This is a genomic window from Bacillus carboniphilus (assembly GCF_039522365.1).
Taxonomy (GTDB): Bacteria; Bacillota; Bacilli; order Bacillales; family JC228; genus Bacillus_BF; species Bacillus_BF carboniphilus.
On record NZ_BAAADJ010000058.1, the window covers coordinates 16,554 to 32,235 of the forward strand.

At 39.9% G+C, this 15,682-nt stretch carries 17 protein-coding genes; 7 read left to right on the plus strand and 10 right to left on the minus strand.

Annotated elements, in window-relative coordinates; genetic code table 11:
- Positions 1–64 precede the first annotated feature (64 nt).
- The 3 genes from pdxK to bshB2 all read left to right on the plus strand — a co-directional run bounded on the left by pdxK (position 65) and on the right by bshB2 (position 2,415).
- On the plus strand, positions 65–880 hold the full coding sequence (gene pdxK, locus ABDZ91_RS16930) for a pyridoxine/pyridoxal/pyridoxamine kinase (RefSeq protein WP_343801426.1): 816 nt from the start codon (positions 65–67) through the stop codon (positions 878–880).
- A gap of 482 nt (positions 881–1,362) precedes the next feature.
- Complete coding sequence (locus ABDZ91_RS16935) at positions 1,363–1,710, plus strand: YojF family protein (protein ID WP_343801429.1); 348 nt, start codon at positions 1,363–1,365, stop codon at positions 1,708–1,710.
- Between the two features lie 21 nt (positions 1,711–1,731).
- On the plus strand, positions 1,732–2,415 hold the full coding sequence (gene bshB2, locus ABDZ91_RS16940; RefSeq protein WP_343801431.1) for a bacillithiol biosynthesis deacetylase BshB2: 684 nt from the start codon (positions 1,732–1,734) through the stop codon (positions 2,413–2,415).
- Positions 2,416–2,693: 278 nt separating this feature from the next.
- Here bshB2 and ABDZ91_RS16945 read toward each other — a convergent pair whose 3' ends face one another.
- From ABDZ91_RS16945 to ABDZ91_RS16975, 7 genes are all read right to left on the minus strand, one after another.
- A complete protein-coding gene (locus ABDZ91_RS16945) occupies positions 2,694–3,422 on the minus strand; it encodes a GntR family transcriptional regulator (protein WP_343801434.1) in 729 nt (242 codons plus the stop codon).
- A gap of 96 nt (positions 3,423–3,518) precedes the next feature.
- Positions 3,519–4,226: a hypothetical protein gene (locus ABDZ91_RS16950; protein WP_343801437.1), complete on the minus strand. Its 708-nt coding sequence runs from the start codon at positions 4,224–4,226 to the stop codon at positions 3,519–3,521.
- Positions 4,223–5,098: an ABC transporter ATP-binding protein gene (locus ABDZ91_RS16955; protein WP_343801440.1), complete on the minus strand. Its 876-nt coding sequence runs from the start codon at positions 5,096–5,098 to the stop codon at positions 4,223–4,225. The genes ABDZ91_RS16950 and ABDZ91_RS16955 overlap by 4 nt, the downstream gene beginning before the upstream one ends.
- The gene (locus ABDZ91_RS16960; protein WP_343801443.1) at positions 5,088–5,462 is read right to left on the minus strand and encodes a GntR family transcriptional regulator; all 375 of its coding nucleotides are present in this window, start codon (positions 5,460–5,462) and stop codon (positions 5,088–5,090) included. The genes ABDZ91_RS16955 and ABDZ91_RS16960 overlap by 11 nt, the downstream gene beginning before the upstream one ends.
- A gap of 155 nt (positions 5,463–5,617) precedes the next feature.
- Positions 5,618–6,700 (minus strand): PQQ-dependent sugar dehydrogenase, encoded by a 1,083-nt coding sequence (locus ABDZ91_RS16965; RefSeq protein WP_343801446.1) that lies wholly within the window; start codon positions 6,698–6,700, stop codon positions 5,618–5,620.
- An 11-nt stretch (positions 6,701–6,711) separates the two neighbouring features.
- Positions 6,712–7,575, minus strand: coding sequence for a Cof-type HAD-IIB family hydrolase (locus ABDZ91_RS16970; RefSeq protein ID WP_343801448.1), 864 nt, complete (start codon positions 7,573–7,575; stop codon positions 6,712–6,714).
- A 127-nt stretch (positions 7,576–7,702) separates the two neighbouring features.
- Positions 7,703–8,758: an NAD-dependent epimerase/dehydratase family protein gene (locus tag ABDZ91_RS16975; protein WP_343801451.1), complete on the minus strand. Its 1,056-nt coding sequence runs from the start codon at positions 8,756–8,758 to the stop codon at positions 7,703–7,705.
- Between the two features lie 236 nt (positions 8,759–8,994).
- On the opposite strand from ABDZ91_RS16975, the gene ABDZ91_RS16980 reads away from it, so the two are divergent.
- Complete coding sequence (locus tag ABDZ91_RS16980; protein WP_343801454.1) at positions 8,995–10,500, plus strand: BCCT family transporter; 1,506 nt, start codon at positions 8,995–8,997, stop codon at positions 10,498–10,500.
- Between the two features lie 51 nt (positions 10,501–10,551).
- On the opposite strand, the gene ABDZ91_RS16985 is transcribed toward ABDZ91_RS16980, so the two are convergent.
- The 3 genes from ABDZ91_RS16985 to ABDZ91_RS16995 form a co-directional block, all read right to left on the minus strand.
- Positions 10,552–10,926, minus strand: coding sequence for a YybH family protein (locus ABDZ91_RS16985; protein WP_343801457.1), 375 nt, complete (start codon positions 10,924–10,926; stop codon positions 10,552–10,554).
- A gap of 123 nt (positions 10,927–11,049) precedes the next feature.
- Entirely contained in the window at positions 11,050–11,538 is a 489-nt protein-coding gene (locus ABDZ91_RS16990; RefSeq protein WP_343801460.1) for a GNAT family N-acetyltransferase, read from the minus strand.
- A gap of 57 nt (positions 11,539–11,595) precedes the next feature.
- A complete protein-coding gene (locus ABDZ91_RS16995) occupies positions 11,596–11,718 on the minus strand; it encodes a hypothetical protein (RefSeq protein WP_343801463.1) in 123 nt (40 codons plus the stop codon).
- 41 nt (positions 11,719–11,759) lie between these two features.
- Here ABDZ91_RS16995 and ABDZ91_RS17000 point away from each other — a divergent pair, with 41 nt between their 5' ends.
- The 3 genes from ABDZ91_RS17000 to ABDZ91_RS17010 all read left to right on the plus strand — a co-directional run bounded on the left by ABDZ91_RS17000 (position 11,760) and on the right by ABDZ91_RS17010 (position 15,665).
- Positions 11,760–12,689, plus strand: coding sequence for a phosphotransferase enzyme family protein (locus ABDZ91_RS17000; protein WP_343801466.1), 930 nt, complete (start codon positions 11,760–11,762; stop codon positions 12,687–12,689).
- 76 nt (positions 12,690–12,765) lie between these two features.
- Positions 12,766–14,172: a sucrose-specific PTS transporter subunit IIBC gene (locus ABDZ91_RS17005; RefSeq protein ID WP_343801469.1), complete on the plus strand. Its 1,407-nt coding sequence runs from the start codon at positions 12,766–12,768 to the stop codon at positions 14,170–14,172.
- A 53-nt stretch (positions 14,173–14,225) separates the two neighbouring features.
- Positions 14,226–15,665, plus strand: coding sequence for a glycoside hydrolase family 32 protein (locus tag ABDZ91_RS17010; protein WP_343801472.1), 1,440 nt, complete (start codon positions 14,226–14,228; stop codon positions 15,663–15,665).
- Positions 15,666–15,682 lie beyond the last annotated feature (17 nt).

The window sequence follows — 15,682 nt, forward strand, 5'->3', positions numbered from 1 at the left end:
TATTTCGTAGATTTCCTATCAGGATTGTCTAATATTCATATTCTCTTACATAGGGGGTAATAAAATGAAGAAGGTATTTACTCTTGCAGGTTCAGATACAAGTGGTGGTGCTGGAATCCAAGCTGACCTCAAAACATTCCAAGAGCTTGGCGTATATGGAATGACAGCACTCACAACCATCGTAACGATGGATCCAAAAAACGGTTGGAATCATAATGTATTCCCAATCGAGCTTAGTACGATTGAAACACAACTAGATACCATTCTTTCTGTCGGCATCGATGCTATGAAGACTGGGATGCTGGGTTCCGCAGAAATTATTGAATTAGCTGCTAAAACCATTGACCAACATGGGCTAGAAAAAGTTGTAATCGACCCAGTACTTGTATGTAAAGGTGAAAACGAAGTTCTACACCCTGAAACAGCTGTAGCTCTTCGCGAAGTACTTGTACCAAAGGCAACTGTAACAACACCAAACCTATTTGAAGCTAGCCAGTTAGCACAAATGAAGCCTCTAAAAACGGTTGAAGATATGAAAGAAGCAGCTGGCCGTATTCACGAACTTGGTGCTAAGTATGTAGTTGTTAAAGGTGGAGCAGATGTTGCTGGTAACTCTGCTGTGGATGTCCTTTATGATGGCTCAGACTTCACTTTACTTGAATCTAAAAAGCTAGAAACTACTTACACACATGGTGCAGGTTGTACGTTTGCAGCAGCTATTACAGCTGAACTTGCGAACGGGGCAGACCCAAAGGCAGCTATTGAAAAAGCAAAAGCATTCGTTACGGATGCCATTGCGCATGGCTTCCAGTTAAACCAATACGTTGGACCGGTTATGCACGGTGCTTATCATGTATATGGTGAAGGTAGTAAGAAATAGGTATTTGGAAAAGAGCCTGGAATGGGCTCTTTTTTGTTGGGGGAGCAGTCAATATAAGGGGCACCTTTTGGCCGGGATTGCACCCTTCATACCCAGAATTGCATCTCCACATCCAGAATTACACCTCCACACCCGGAATTGCACCTTCACACCCAGATTTGCACCTTCACACCTGGAATTGCACCTCCACACCCGGAATTGCACCTCCACACCCGGAATTGCACCTTCACACCCAGATTTGCACCTTCACACCCAGATTTGCACCTTCACACCCAGAATTGCACCTCCATACCCGGAATTGCACCTTCACACCCGGAATTGCACCTCCACACCCGGAATTGCACCTTCACACCCAGATTTGCACCTCCACACAACCCAAAACCCCATTTTTATTAAATTCCAAACTAATCCCTTCGCATTTTCCCATCCTTTTTAGTAAAATTATTAAAAAGAACATGCACGTAAAGGATGGAGGGAATGTTTTGAAGCCTGTTGTAGTGGGTGAAGTCCAAAGAAAACTGGAAGAGTTTAAAAAACAAGAGGTTTATATTCACTTAGAAACCACGAATGGCGCCTATGCATCACATCAGGATGAGAATTTTTTCTCTGCTGGTGCGTATATCCGCAATGCAAAATTAGAATATGAAATCGGAAAGATTACGGGAGATGGTCCATATCGTGTCGGTCTTAAGCTCCCATTTGGTTGGGTATATGCGGAAGGAATTACTGACTTTGAAATTGATGATCAGGATCGCCTGTTAATGGCAGGCCATGATTTCCAAGGAAAACTTGCAGTTGCCCTTCAAATTAGTAGAAACCCATTTAATTAAGAAGCGAAAGGAGTCTAAAATATGGAAAAGGAACGTCACGTTTTAGTTGTATTTCCACACCCTGATGATGAGGCCTTTGGAGTGTCTGGTACTATCATCAATCATGTTCAAAATGGTACCGGGGTTACATATGCTTGCCTAACCTTAGGAGAAATGGGAAGAAATATGGGTATTCCTCCTTTCGCTACTCGGGAATCCCTTCCTCTCATTCGTAAAGAGGAGTTAAAGGACGCAGCCCGTGTGATGGGAATCCAAGATTTACGTATGCTTGGTTACAGAGATAAAACGGTTGAGTTTGAAGACGATGAGCTGTTGGCCGAGAGAATCCATTCTATCATTCAAGAAGTTAATCCATCTCTTATTATCACATTTTATCCGGGTTATTCTGTCCACCCTGACCATGATGCTACAGGTCGAGCTGTGGTCAAGGCCGTATCATTGATACCTGAAAATGACCGTCCTAAATTACATTGTGTCGCATTTTCAAGAGATTGCGTCGAGAAATTAGGAGAACCTAATATCTATCACGATGTAAAAAATGTGATTCAGCAAAAGGTAGATACCATTAAAGCACATAAATCCCAAACACAGCTAATGGCAGCTCAATGGGAGGAAAGTATAAAAAACAACGATGAGGAAGTCATCAATCGGTTAGGTACTGAACGTTTCTGGACCTTCCAATGGCAAAACCATGCACCGGCTTAATGGCCCCTAAAAATAAAGGATGCGGAGAGAAATATATGCTTTTTCTCCGCATCCTTTTTTTCATTCTTAGCCGGACACAGGTTCCGTTATTTTTATGAAACTGCCGGTTTTCTTGGCGCAAACGGACCCTCGTTCCGCTATTCGACTGTTTTAGGGCATTTGATGCCCATTTTAGCCAAATAGCGGATTTTCTGTCCGCCAAACACTCAAAAACACCCTCTTTTGGGCAAATAACGGATCTCCTGTCCTTTTCGCCAGCTAGCCGGACACAGGTTCCGTTATTTATGACTCCTCTTAATATGAATCGAAAATTTATAACGATCCGCGCGATACACTGTTTTCACATACTCAAACGGCTTACCTTGTCTCGTAAACGTTCTTCGATTTATAACCAAGACGGGTTCTTTTTCTTTGATTTGAAGATGCTTCGCTTCTTTCTGCGTGGCTGAAGCCGATTCTATGGTTTGAAAGGCATCATCAATCCCAAGGCCTAACTTCATTTCGACATATTCATAAAGAGAATGATTCATAATCTCTTCCGTTAAACTCTTCATTAAATTAGCTGGAAGAAAAGTGGTTTCAAATGCCATCGGAATTCCGTCGGCCAACCTGATTCTTTCAATCTTGTAAACCGGATCATAATGAGATAGGTGTAACTGGTGAGCGACTTTTTCGTCAGCAGGAATGATCTGAAAGCTGACAGGCTGGTTGCTTGGGGTAAGACCTCTTGCTCTCATCTCTTCAGAAAAGCTTGTCACACCATGCAGGGTTTGTTCAACCTTTCGTTCCATAACATACGTGCCGCTTCCTCTTTTACGGACTAGAAATCCGGCATCTACTAAACCATTTACCGCCTGGCGAACCGTCATTCGACTCACCGCGAATTGTTCTGAGAGCTCTCGTTCTGAAGGGATCACGTCACCCGGTTGCCAATCTTCTTCTATTTTCTTTTTCAAAGCTTGTTGAATTTGATAGTACATTGGCAATTGGTTTTCTTCGTTTCTCACAGAACTCCCTCCTCCCACCTATCTGGACTTGGAACTATCTTACAAGATGGAGAGGAAGTTGTCTATACACAGAACCCTCACAATCCTGGCTTTAGCTTATTTTACAATAGCACTCCCAACAGGAGCTTTCCTCATAATTAGACGAGTTATAAAAAGCAATACAACCCCTATTCCAAGTAGCCAAATATATTGCAAAATCGCATCGTTCGTTGCAAATCCAATAAAAAACTCAATGAGTCGGTCTCTACCTTGAGGTAATATAATCGCAATAGCACATATTGCAATCACACTATATCCTCCAATCAAACCAAACCTAAAGAACATAACTCCTAAGAAAAAGAAGAAAATCAAAACAAACAAAGCTAGCACACCATCTATAAAAAATCGTAGAATCCAAGTATCCTGTAATCCTGTTAATGTTGAAAAGTGAAAAAATTGAATTCCATTGATCTTTAGTACATCTACTAATTTGTCAAATATGGTAATCATAACATTGTGGAATGCAGACATTACGATCGCAAGCAAAAGAAAGTAAAGTGAAATTCCGACAAAATAGTTTCTTCTCGTTCCACCCATCTTTAAATTATAGGGGAACGTGTCCCTAACCGTCAGAAAACCACTTATTCCACAGAAAATATAAACTGCAACCGAACTACTAAAAATCATTATTGTTCCCTGACCTAAAGTGAAGGAAATCCCTGTCCCTAAAAGCATAAATCCAATCAGCACACTCCAAAAAATAGTGAGTGGTTGTCGTATGTCAAATAATGAAAAGGTTAGTACTGCCTTCATTTGTTTATTCATACATGCTTTCTCCCTTCTCGAGATGAAGTTAAATAAACCATCAATTCCTGAACTGGAAGCGAATCTACCACTAATCCTAGATTTCGAGCAGCTTCTCTTCCACCATCTTGGCTATACACCACAGCCACCTCTTGACCAGCAAATGACTTTCGGTGAATGACATTATATTCTTTGGCGAACAGGTCAATAGCAGATGTATCTCCTTGTACTTTATAACCATGTTCTCTTAGTACTTCTGCATCTTCCTTTAAAACTAGCTTCCCTTGTTGAAAGATCACCACTTGTTCGAATAAATTGCTGACTTCATCAATTAAATGAGTAGACAAAATGATGGTCCTAGGGTGGTCTTCATACTCTTCTAGTAAAAGCTCATAAAACCTTTGTCTGTGCACTGCATCCAAGCCAATGTAAGGTTCATCAAAGATAGTAATTGGCGCTCGGGACGCTAAACCTACAGTGATTCCTAATGCCGATTCCATTCCCTTAGACATTGCTTTTATCTTCATATTTTTATTTAAACTGAATTCCTCTAATAAACGTTCCGCAACTTCTTGGTCCCAGTTTGGATAATAGAGTGAACTGACAAGAAGAACCTCTTTAATTTTTAACCCCTTCTTAAAATTTCCGCTCTCGTTAATTAAGCAAATGGATTCAGTAATCTTCTGATTTTCAAAAGGCTTTTGCCCATCAATCAGTACCTCTCCACTTGTTGGAAGGATGTGCCCTGCCAACGTTTGCATCAGAGTGGTTTTCCCTGCACCGTTTCTTCCTAACAACCCATAAATTTTATTTTTTTCAAGATCAAAGCTTACTTGATCTAGCGCATTATTTTTACCATATGCCTTCGTTATATTTTTCACTTCAATTTTCATGGTTTGTCCCCCTCTCCAACATATCCTTTAACTCTTGTGTACTAATGTCTAATTTTTCTGCTTCAGACCTTAATGGAATGATAAAACTTTCGAAAAACTGATCTTTTCTTTTTTTGACCAGCTGCGCTTTTGCTCCTTCTGCCACAAACATACCGATCCCTCTCTTCTTATAAAGAATCCCTTGATCCACTAATTGATTGATTCCCTTGGCTGCCGTCGCTGGGTTAATTTGATAGTGGGCAGCAAATTCATTGGTAGAAGGAACCCGGTCCCCTTCTCTTAAAGAGTCGTTAATGATACGATCTTCAATTTGTTCTGCAATTTGCTGAAATATGGGTTTGCTATTATCTAGTGATGAACTCATAAGGCACTCCCTTCCTTGTTCTTGATGCTGTATATTCTCGTTAGGTTATTAGGTTCATTACTTATGTAACTAACTATAAAACTAAATAACCAGTGTGTCAATATTTTTTCCAAACAATTCCTTACCAATAAAAAAAGACCCTCATAAAGAGAGTCTTATGATTCCTCTGAAAGAGGCACCGACACTAATTTATCATCGGCGTCATCTGGATTACCTCTTCCGTCTGTATTGTTCGTTACAAAGTATAGGATATCTTGATCTATCCAAACATCCCGCACTCGGCCATATCCTTCGATAAATTTTTCAAGCTTTTGGTTTTGGACATGATAACGGTACACTCCGACTCCTCTAAGCCCTGCAAAGTAGATCCATCCTTTGTGAAAGTCCATTCCGGATGGTGCCCATGTTTGACTTCCAGAGTGGATTAGCGGTGCTTCCATTCCCTCTCGTTTTTGATCACCTGATATAATCGGCCATCCGTAATTACGACCCGCTTGAATGATATTGATTTCATCCAGGGCAGATTGTCCATGCTCCGTACTATACATGGTTCCATCCGGACTCCATGTCAATCCCTGTGGATTCCGATGGCCATAGCTATAGACATAGGAATTAGGAAAAGGATTATCAGTTGGAATCGTGCCATCAAGGTTCATTCTTAAAATTTTACCGTTAATGGACTGAGGATCTTGAGCTGTCTCAGGTACAGTTGCATCTCCTGTTGTCACATATAGTTTTTGGTCTGGTCCAATTTGGAGACGTCCCCCGTGATGGAAAGTACTTGCAGGGATCCCGTCCAAAAGAGGCTTTGTTTCTACCCATTGATTCCCTTCTTGTTTCAAGATTGTCAGCCGGTTAAATAAGTCCTCACCACGTTGGTATGTATAATAGGCATACGCCTCTTTTGTCTCTGTAAATCGAGGGGGAATAATAAATCCGAGTAACCCTGCTTCTGGAGTTTGTGCTAACCTTTCCTGTAACTGAACCGTTTGACGTGATTTTGTTTCTCCATCATACATATAGATGTATCCAGTCCGTTCTGAGATGTAAAAAGTATCGTTGTGCTTTTGGATGGACCATGGTGTTTGGAGATTGCTTAGGAGAATCTCATGCCCCGCTCCTGTCACAACAGGTAGAGCTTCTCGACTCTCCTCCTTGCTTTCTTCTTTCTGACAAGCAGTCAGGACGACACAAGCAAAAAACAACACCAATAAAAGCATACTTTTTACTGTGTTCAATGCATCCACTCCTACATTAGATTCATATATTTTGTAATCGCTCTAGCCACTCCATTTTCATTGTTGGTGGAAGTGATGTAATGGGCAATTTGTTTCACTTCTTCAGCAGCATTCCCCATTGCTACAGCTGTTCCTACAATTTCTAACATCGATAAATCGTTTAGCTGATCACCAACGGCTAAGGTTTCTGAAAGAGGGATTCCTTTCTTTTGGACAAATGCCTCTAACGCAATACCTTTCTGTGCGGATTTATAGTTAATTTCAATATTGCCGAATGCAGATGAAGTGATGGCTAGATCCGGATCTTCTAATTCTAGCGCAGCTTTTTGCAACGCATCATGATCTTTATCAAATACGAGCAGTTTATAAAGTTCGAAAGACGGTTCATCTACCAATAATTGATAATCTTCAACCACTTTCACATGTCCCTCTTCAAACCGTTTACGAGCTTCCTCCTCCATTTCCATCCATGGTACCGCTTCTTTGTTGGCTGATTGAAATAAATCTTTTAGTACGGCTAATCCTAACTTTGGATCTCTTGTATAGGTACCAGAGTTGGCATATAGCTCGTAATAATAGTTCCTTTCATCCAATTGATTCATGACTTTCTTAGCTAGTTCAGATGGAATTGGATTGGAGTATACTTTTTCACCTTGTTCATTTCTAATTTCCGCACCATTTACACAAATAATGGGGCATTCTAATTTTGCTTCTTCTAGAACGGAAGCTGCTTCAAAATATGAGCGGCCTGTTGCTACGATGATTTCAATTCCTTTTTCTTGAGCTTGCTTTAATGCTGTCTCGTTTTCCTTACTTATTTGTTGCTTTGCATTTAAGAGAGTTCCATCCATATCTGTTGCGATACAGCGTAACATATTATCAACCTGCCTTTATGTCTGTTTTCATAGTATGTCCTTTCTAATGTTTTCATAACTTGGCTTTTATAATCAAGCAGGTTGATTTATCAATTAAAAAAGCCCAGGCATCACCCAGGCTTGTGGTTTAAACTTGTTGAGTTCCTTTATTTTGTGCAGCTTTCCAATTCTCTAACACGGTCTTTTCTTTTTCCTCACTTAATCCCGCTCTTTCTAGCTTTCTCGCTGTCTTTGTAGCCCACTCATAGGTATCTTTTATTGTTACTTTAGGGTGTCGGAAGGTTAAACCATGTTGTAGTGCTTTTTCAATATTGACCCCGTTGTCTCTTTCCGAAACAGCGTTTGTAAGTGGGTCGGGTGTTGATTCTGGAATCCAAAGTGGTAGCTCAATCCAGGGTTGAACTTGTTGGGATAGTAAGAAGTCTTCTGGAACCCAGGTTGTTTCTGCATGATTCTGAAAAACCTCTTTACCATCATCAATCAAGTTTTCCATCGTATAGACGTTTTCAGGACCTGTCGCATTAAATACACCGGTCATACGGCTTTCGGTCATCTTCACAATCCATTCAGCCAAGTCACGGACATCTATAAACTGAATTTTTTTACTAGTTCTTCCTGGTGCTAGAATTTCACGATTTTCATGGAATCGAGTTGCCCAATATGTAAATCGATCTGTAAGGTCATATGGTCCAACAATTAGCCCCGGTCTAACAATAAGGCTCTTATCTGGAATCTCACGTAATACCTCTTGTTCACACAAATATTTTAAATGACCATAATACTCCCCAACATTTTGATTATCTAAATTTAATTCTTTCAGTTCATCCTCCGTAAGAGTTAAGATATCCCCTGTTTCTTCTTTTATCTCGTCTTCAAATACAAAACGGGAATACACTGAAATCGTTGAAACGAACGCGTAAAAAGAAGTATTTGCCTTTAATGCCATTACTGATTTCCGAACAGTGTGAGGGTGGAAGCCACAAGTATCAATGACAGCATCCCAATTTTCCACTTCCAGTTTTAACAAATCCGTTTCTCTATCCCCTATGATTGTGCGGACATTCGGAAAGACATCCGCGTGGTTTCCGCGGTTAAAAAGGGTTACTTCCCAGCCCCTTTCTAATGCTTCCTCAACGATCCAGCGACCTAAAAATTTCGTACCACCGATTACTAAAAGTTTCATTTTTTTCTCTCCTCCTCAACCTCTTAAGCAGCCATAACCTTACTCTAATAGAAAAAGGGTCCGACAAATGTATGTATATAACTATTCTAGGAACTGCTTCGTTTTCCCTTTTTGCATAAGAAAAAAGGACGTTTACTTATTTTGCTAAAGGGGAGGAAGTAATCGAGGGTACTCATCATTTCGTCATTTTGTGGAAAGCTAGTCTTATTGAACTTTGCATGGGGAGGAAAAATAAATTGAATAATGACAAGGGAATTTGGAATAATCCCGTTTTTTGGGTATCTGCTATTATAGTTCTTATTTTAGTGCTATTTGGGGCTATTTTTCCTAAAGTATTTGAGGAGAGAGCCAATTATCTCTTTGAACTAACGACGCACAATTTTGGTTGGTTATATTTACTTGGGGTATTACTTTTTGTACTATTTCTCCTCTTTCTTGCCATTAGTAGGTATGGAAAAATCCGTCTTGGATCAGATGAAGACCGACCTGACTATCCGTTTTTCACATGGATTGGAATGCTTTTTTCTGCAGGATTTGGTGTAGGGCTTGTTTTCTGGGGGATTGCTGAACCCATGAGTCATTTCTTTGAAACGCCAATGAGGGATGTGGAACCCTTAACGGAGGAAGCCGCAAGACTTGCAATGGGGTATTCCTTTTTCCATTGGGGAATTAGTCAATGGTCTGTGTTTACAATTGTTGGCTTAATCATAGGGTATCATCAGTTTCGAAAAAAGGATGATGGCCTCGTTTCAACTTCACTGTCCCCTATCATAAAAAATGGTGGGATTAAAAAATTCATAGATATTTTAGCTGTGATTGCCACAGTAATGGGGGTTGCTACATCTTTAGGGCTTGGAATTTTACAAATTAACGGTGGACTGAACGCTGTATTTGGTCTTGAAAAAAGCACGCTCGTCCAGCTTTTGATTGTGCTTGTGTTGTTAATTTTATATCTGTCTTCTTCGACTACTGGTCTAAACAAAGGAATCAAATGGTTAAGTAATTTGAATTTAGCTTTAGCCTTAGTATTGATGTTATTTGTGTTCTTTACTGGACCTTCTGTATTTATCTTAAATGCTTTTACTGTAGGATTAGGGGATTATATTTCAGACTTTATAACATACAGTCTTCGAATGCAGCCATATAGAGGAGGTACATGGGTGCAGGATTGGACCATCTTTTACTGGGCGTGGGCCATTGCTTGGTCACCATTTGTTGGGGCGTTTGTTGCCCGAGTGTCGAGAGGAAGAACAATCAGAGAATTTATTATGGGGGTATTAGTTGTACCACCACTCATCGCACTTATTTGGATTGCGGTTTTCGGAGGTACAGCCTTACACCTTGATTTATTTGAGGGAACTAGCATCGCTCAAGCTGTTAACAGTGATATAACCAGTGCATTATTTGAAACGTATAAATATTTGCCTCTTACACAAGTCATGTCAGTTCTGTCTATTTTTCTAATCTTAACGTTTCTCGTAACTTCAGCTGACTCGGCCACCTATATTCTAGGGAGCATGACATCAAAAGGGTCACTTCATCCACCATTGATTGTGAAATTTATCTGGGGAACTCTAATTTCTGCTATTGCAGCTGTTCTGATTATTGCAAGTGGCTTGGAAGGGTTACAAACCGCTTCCCTTGTTTCTGCCCTACCATTCACTCTCATTTTAATCGCCATGTGTTTTTCCTTGTTCAAGTCTTTACGAAAAGAGCCAAGAAAAAAAGTAGAACGTCGCTAACAAATAGCGCTAAAAAATAAGCATTGGTTTCCTCAGGTGACCAATGCTTATTTACCTTGGCATCTGACTTAAGTGTTCATGGATCATCTTCCATTTCCCATCTTCTTTTACCATAGAATTTGTTCCTCTTCCACGACCTTCTCTTTCCGCTCCATTGTACACTCCTCTCCAATAATAATGATAAATACAGGTAGCCATTGATTCTGAATAACTGAGCCACTCTACATCCGTAATTCGGTAGACTTCATCTTGCACTGTTCTCCAATTCCGTTCAAATGCATGTTGAATCTCATCCATACCACGGTATGTCCCTTCTGAGAAAAGATAAACAGCATCATGCTTAATGAACGGACGAACTTGGGCAAAATCATGGGTATTTGTTGCTCTTTCATATTCTTGAATAAAATGATTGAGGCCTTTTAACACAGATTCTCCCCCCTGATTTTTCAAAATAGTTTGACTCTTAATTCGACAAAACCTTTGAAAACCCTCTTTCTATTCATAAATAATTACAATATCAAAAAAAACGCATAGATCAACTATGCGTTTTCAACTTTTAAATAATTGTGTAACTCTTTTTTCATCGACCTTTTCTACATACTCTCCATTCGTAAATTCATGGATGACTCTTCTCCAAAATTTTTGCGCAGGTTGATTAGAGGCCATTTGGAAGACTTCCCACTCTCCTCGGTGCTCACTAAACGCGGTAATAGCAGCTTCTCTACCGACACCGAGTCTTCTAAATTTTTTGAGTACAAAAAACTCCGAGATTGAAAAATAGTTGTTACCTTCACTCTTTTCTTTGCTAACTAGAGCAAAACCAGCCAGCTTTTCATCATAATAAATGAAATAAGGATAACGCCCTTCCTCTTCCCAGTATAGGTGGGTGTATGGATAATCTCCGAATTTTCCAGTTTCCGTTACATCAGCTGAGTTAAACTCCGAGAAATCATAAAAATAATACTGTAGTAAATTTTCTAAAACTGGCTTCTGGTTTAACTGGATTGAGTGAAGGGTTGTTTTCATCGTTACGTTCACAGCTTTACCTCTCCATCATATAAATGTTTTTTTACAACTTACACATACTACAAACGACTACTCCTGGTCACATTCAAAGCAGATAATACTTCCGTCTTCCTGAACTGCTCCGTTAAAAAAGCCGTCTAGACAGTAAATGTCTTTATCACAAATAGAGCATTTTCCCACTAATTCCTTCATCACTTAGCCCCCTTTAAACCTTATATAAATGAGGTCATTACATGAATGAATTACTTTCCTACATCAATTCGCAATATCAAATGAAACTTACTAAAATAAAGTCCATTAACCATTCGACTTACCAAGCACTGACTCAAAATAATCAAAAACTAGCGATTAAGATTCGCGCTTCACAAGAATCCTTGTTAAAAGAAGTGTTTCTATACTCTTATCTATTAGACCAGGGCATTCCTGTCCCTACTGTGTATTATTCGATGAATGGGGCCGTTATCCCTTTTCATAATGAATGGATTTCCATTTATTCATGGGTGGATGGTTCTCCCATCTTCCATCATACTTCCTATCTCCATACTAATATTTTTTATAAATATGGAGTCTGGCTTAGTCGCTTGCATAAAGCTTTAGCGAGTTTGGAAATGCCACTTAGTGAATCGAACTTTCTATTTCAAGTAGAACAATGGGCTCTCCCGGTTTTTGAGAAGCATTTTGATAAAAAACAAATGCAAACCTTCAACCAGATCCGAGCTACATGGAACTCGCTTGAAGATAATTACCATGCTCTACCCTCTCAAATCATCCACCGAGATTTTCACCCTCGGAACGTTCTTTTAAAAGAAGAACAGTTAGTTTCCTATTTAGACTTTGAGCTGTCTCTGATGGGTGTCAGAATCTTTGATATATGTTATTTTCTTTCTGCCGTACTTAAGGAAAGCTTTACGCAACTTACTTCTTCTCAGGAATGGGAAGAAATCTTTGTTCAATTTCTAAGCGGGTATCAACAGAGTACGCCCTTTACAGAGGTTGAAATCCAATCGATTTTGCCTATTCTAGAGACTATCCAAAGTCTATTTTTAGCCAATTATTTGGGGAAGCATGACAATATTCAGGCTGAAAAACATTGGCATATACTCAACTACTTATCCCACTCTAAAAGTTTCTTTTCCTCCACACTTCCCCCGAAAATTATCTAATCCTTCTGTCCATGTATATCGATTCTAATTCAGAAGGATGATAATAAAGAATCTTATGAAGGAGGTTCTACGTTGTATGGCTGATTACAAAAAAATAGCTGAAGAAGTAGTAAAAGCGGTTGGGGGAAAGAATAACATTGCTTCTGTTTCCCACTGCGCCACTCGTCTTCGAATCATGGTCAATGATAAAGAACAGATTGACGAAAAAGCCTCTGAAGATATCGAACTTGTGAAAGGCGCATTTTATAACTCTGGGCAGTACCAGATCATTTTCGGAACGGGTACTGTAAATAAAGTATATGAACAATTTAGGCATATTGGAATTACCGAAGCCTCTACTAGTGAACAAAAACAACAGGCAGCCCAGCAGGGGAATGGATTCCAAAGAGCGATTCGAACCTTCGGAGACGTTTTTGTCCCAATCATCCCTGTTCTTGTAGCAACTGGGCTATTTATGGGGGTTCGTGGGCTTGTTACGCAAGATGCCATCCTAGAATTGTTTGGAATGACACCTGATGATATCTCTGCGAATTTTCTCTTATTTACAGAGGTTTTAACAGATACAGCCTTTATATTCTTACCTGCTCTCGTCGCCTGGTCCACATTCAGGGTATTCGGGGGTAGTCCCGTTATCGGTCTGGTGTTAGGACTGATGCTCGTAAGCCCTTCTTTACCAAATGCTTGGGCTGTAGCTTCGGGGGATGCTAACCCTCTAACCTTTTTTGGGTTTATACCCGTTATTGGCTATCAGAGCTCTGTACTACCTGCCTTTATAGCTGGGATTGTCGGTGCAAAACTTGAACAGCAAATTCGAAAAAGGGTACCCGATGCACTGGATTTAATCCTAACTCCTTTTTTAACACTCTTACTGATGATTATTTTATCGTTATTCCTAATCGGACCTATCTTCCACATAGTGGAGGAATGGATTCTTGCCGCTACTTTATTCTTATTGGACCTTCCGTTTGGACTAAGCGGTTTAATTATTGGGGCGGTCAATCAAATTATTGTTGTAACAGGTGTCCATCATATTTTCAACTTTATGGAGATTCAATTACTGAGTCAGCTTGGAAATAACCCGTACAATGCCATTATCACCTGCTCTATTGCGGGACAAGGTGGAGCCGCATTAGCTGTTGGACTTAAAACTAGATCGGCTAAGCTCAAAGCTCTTGCGCTTCCATCATCATTATCTGCTTTTCTAGGTATTACTGAGCCCGCTATTTTTGGGGTTAACCTTCGTTATTTCAGGCCATTTATCATGGGGTTAATTGGTGGAGGAGTAGGAGGTTTCTTCGCTTCCATCTTCGGTTTAAAGGCAACAGGAATGGCTGTTACCGTTATCCCGGGAACTCTGCTTTATTTAAATGGACAAATTCTTCTATATCTTTTAGTTAACTTAATTGCAATTGGAGTTGCTTTTGCCCTAACTTGGTTATTTGGTTATACAGATAAAATGCATGAAGAATTACAAGGAAGTTAAAAGAAAAGAGCTATCCCTTTCATAGTTGGTTTTTTGGCATTAGGAGGTTCACCATGAAAGACCAAGAGAACAATCTTATTCGAAAAGCTTATGAAGAAATAAAAAAGAAACAACACCTTGTGAAAAAGGATCCATATCGACTCAAGTTTCATATCATGCCTCCTGTTGGTTTGTTGAATGACCCGAATGGATGGATTGACTATAAGGGGCGGTATCATCTTTTTTACCAATGGAATCCCTTTAAAACTGCACATGGGGCAAAATTTTGGGGCCACTACTCATCAGTTGATTTGGTTCACTGGGAGACTGAGCCCATTGCCCTTGCTCCTAGCGATTGGTATGACAAAAATGGCTGTTATTCAGGAAGTGCTATTGAACATCAAGGGAAAATGTATCTTTTTTATACCGGGAATGTAAAGGATGATAACGGAAACCGTGAAACCTATCAATGCCTGGCCATTTCCGATGATGGCGTTACCTTTGAGAAGCATGGGCCAGTCATTCATCTTCCTGAAGGGTATACCGCACATTTTAGGGATCCAAAAGTATGGAAGCATGGGGATCAATGGTTCATGATTATAGGGGCTCAAACTGTGGAAGAGAAAGGAGTAGCTGTCCTTTTTTCATCCAAAGATTTATGGAATTGGAACCATATAGGTCCGATTGCAGGAAATGGTCTACAACAATTAGAGGATTTCGGTTACATGTGGGAATGTCCGGATCTCTTTTCCATGGGAGACAAAGATGTATTGATTGTTTCTCCACAAGGGTTAGAGCCAAAAGGAGATTTGTATCAGAACATTTTTCAAACCGGGTACCTTGTTGGAAAACTGGATTACCAAAGTGGAGTATTTAAACATGGTTCGTTTATAGAATTGGACCGAGGGTTTGACTTTTATGCTCCACAATCAACCCTCGATCATAAAGGTCGAAGAATACTGTTCGGGTGGATGGGAATGGCAGATAATGAGGAAAATGCTCACCCCACTGTGCAACATGAATGGGTTCATGCACTTACTTTACCACGTGAATTAGTGTTACAAAATAACAAGCTCTATCAAAAGCCGGTTTCTGAGCTTACAATGCTACGGGATGAACTCCACTCGTTTCCGGATTACAAACTTGAAGGGGATCACGTAGCTTTACCAGGCGTGGACGGTATCATTATGGAGCTGAATATCGACCAGCTACAAGTTGATGAAAAGTTTGAAATTCAATTCAGACATGCTGCCATTCTTCAGATTCATCCTAAGATAAACAAAGTATCGTTAGGGCGAAAAAAATTCAATTCTACCGATTATGAATACCGTCATTGCTCCATCTCGAATGTAGGGTCTTTAGACGTCTACCTTGATACTTCTTCGATTGAAGTATTTATTAACGGAGGGGAAGAAGTATTTTCTGCTAGGTTCTATCCTGATCCGGAAAATGAGGAAATCCTATTCTCCGGAAAGGCTGAGTTTCACTTGAAAAAGTGGGATTTAAAGATATAGAAAAACCACCAAATTTT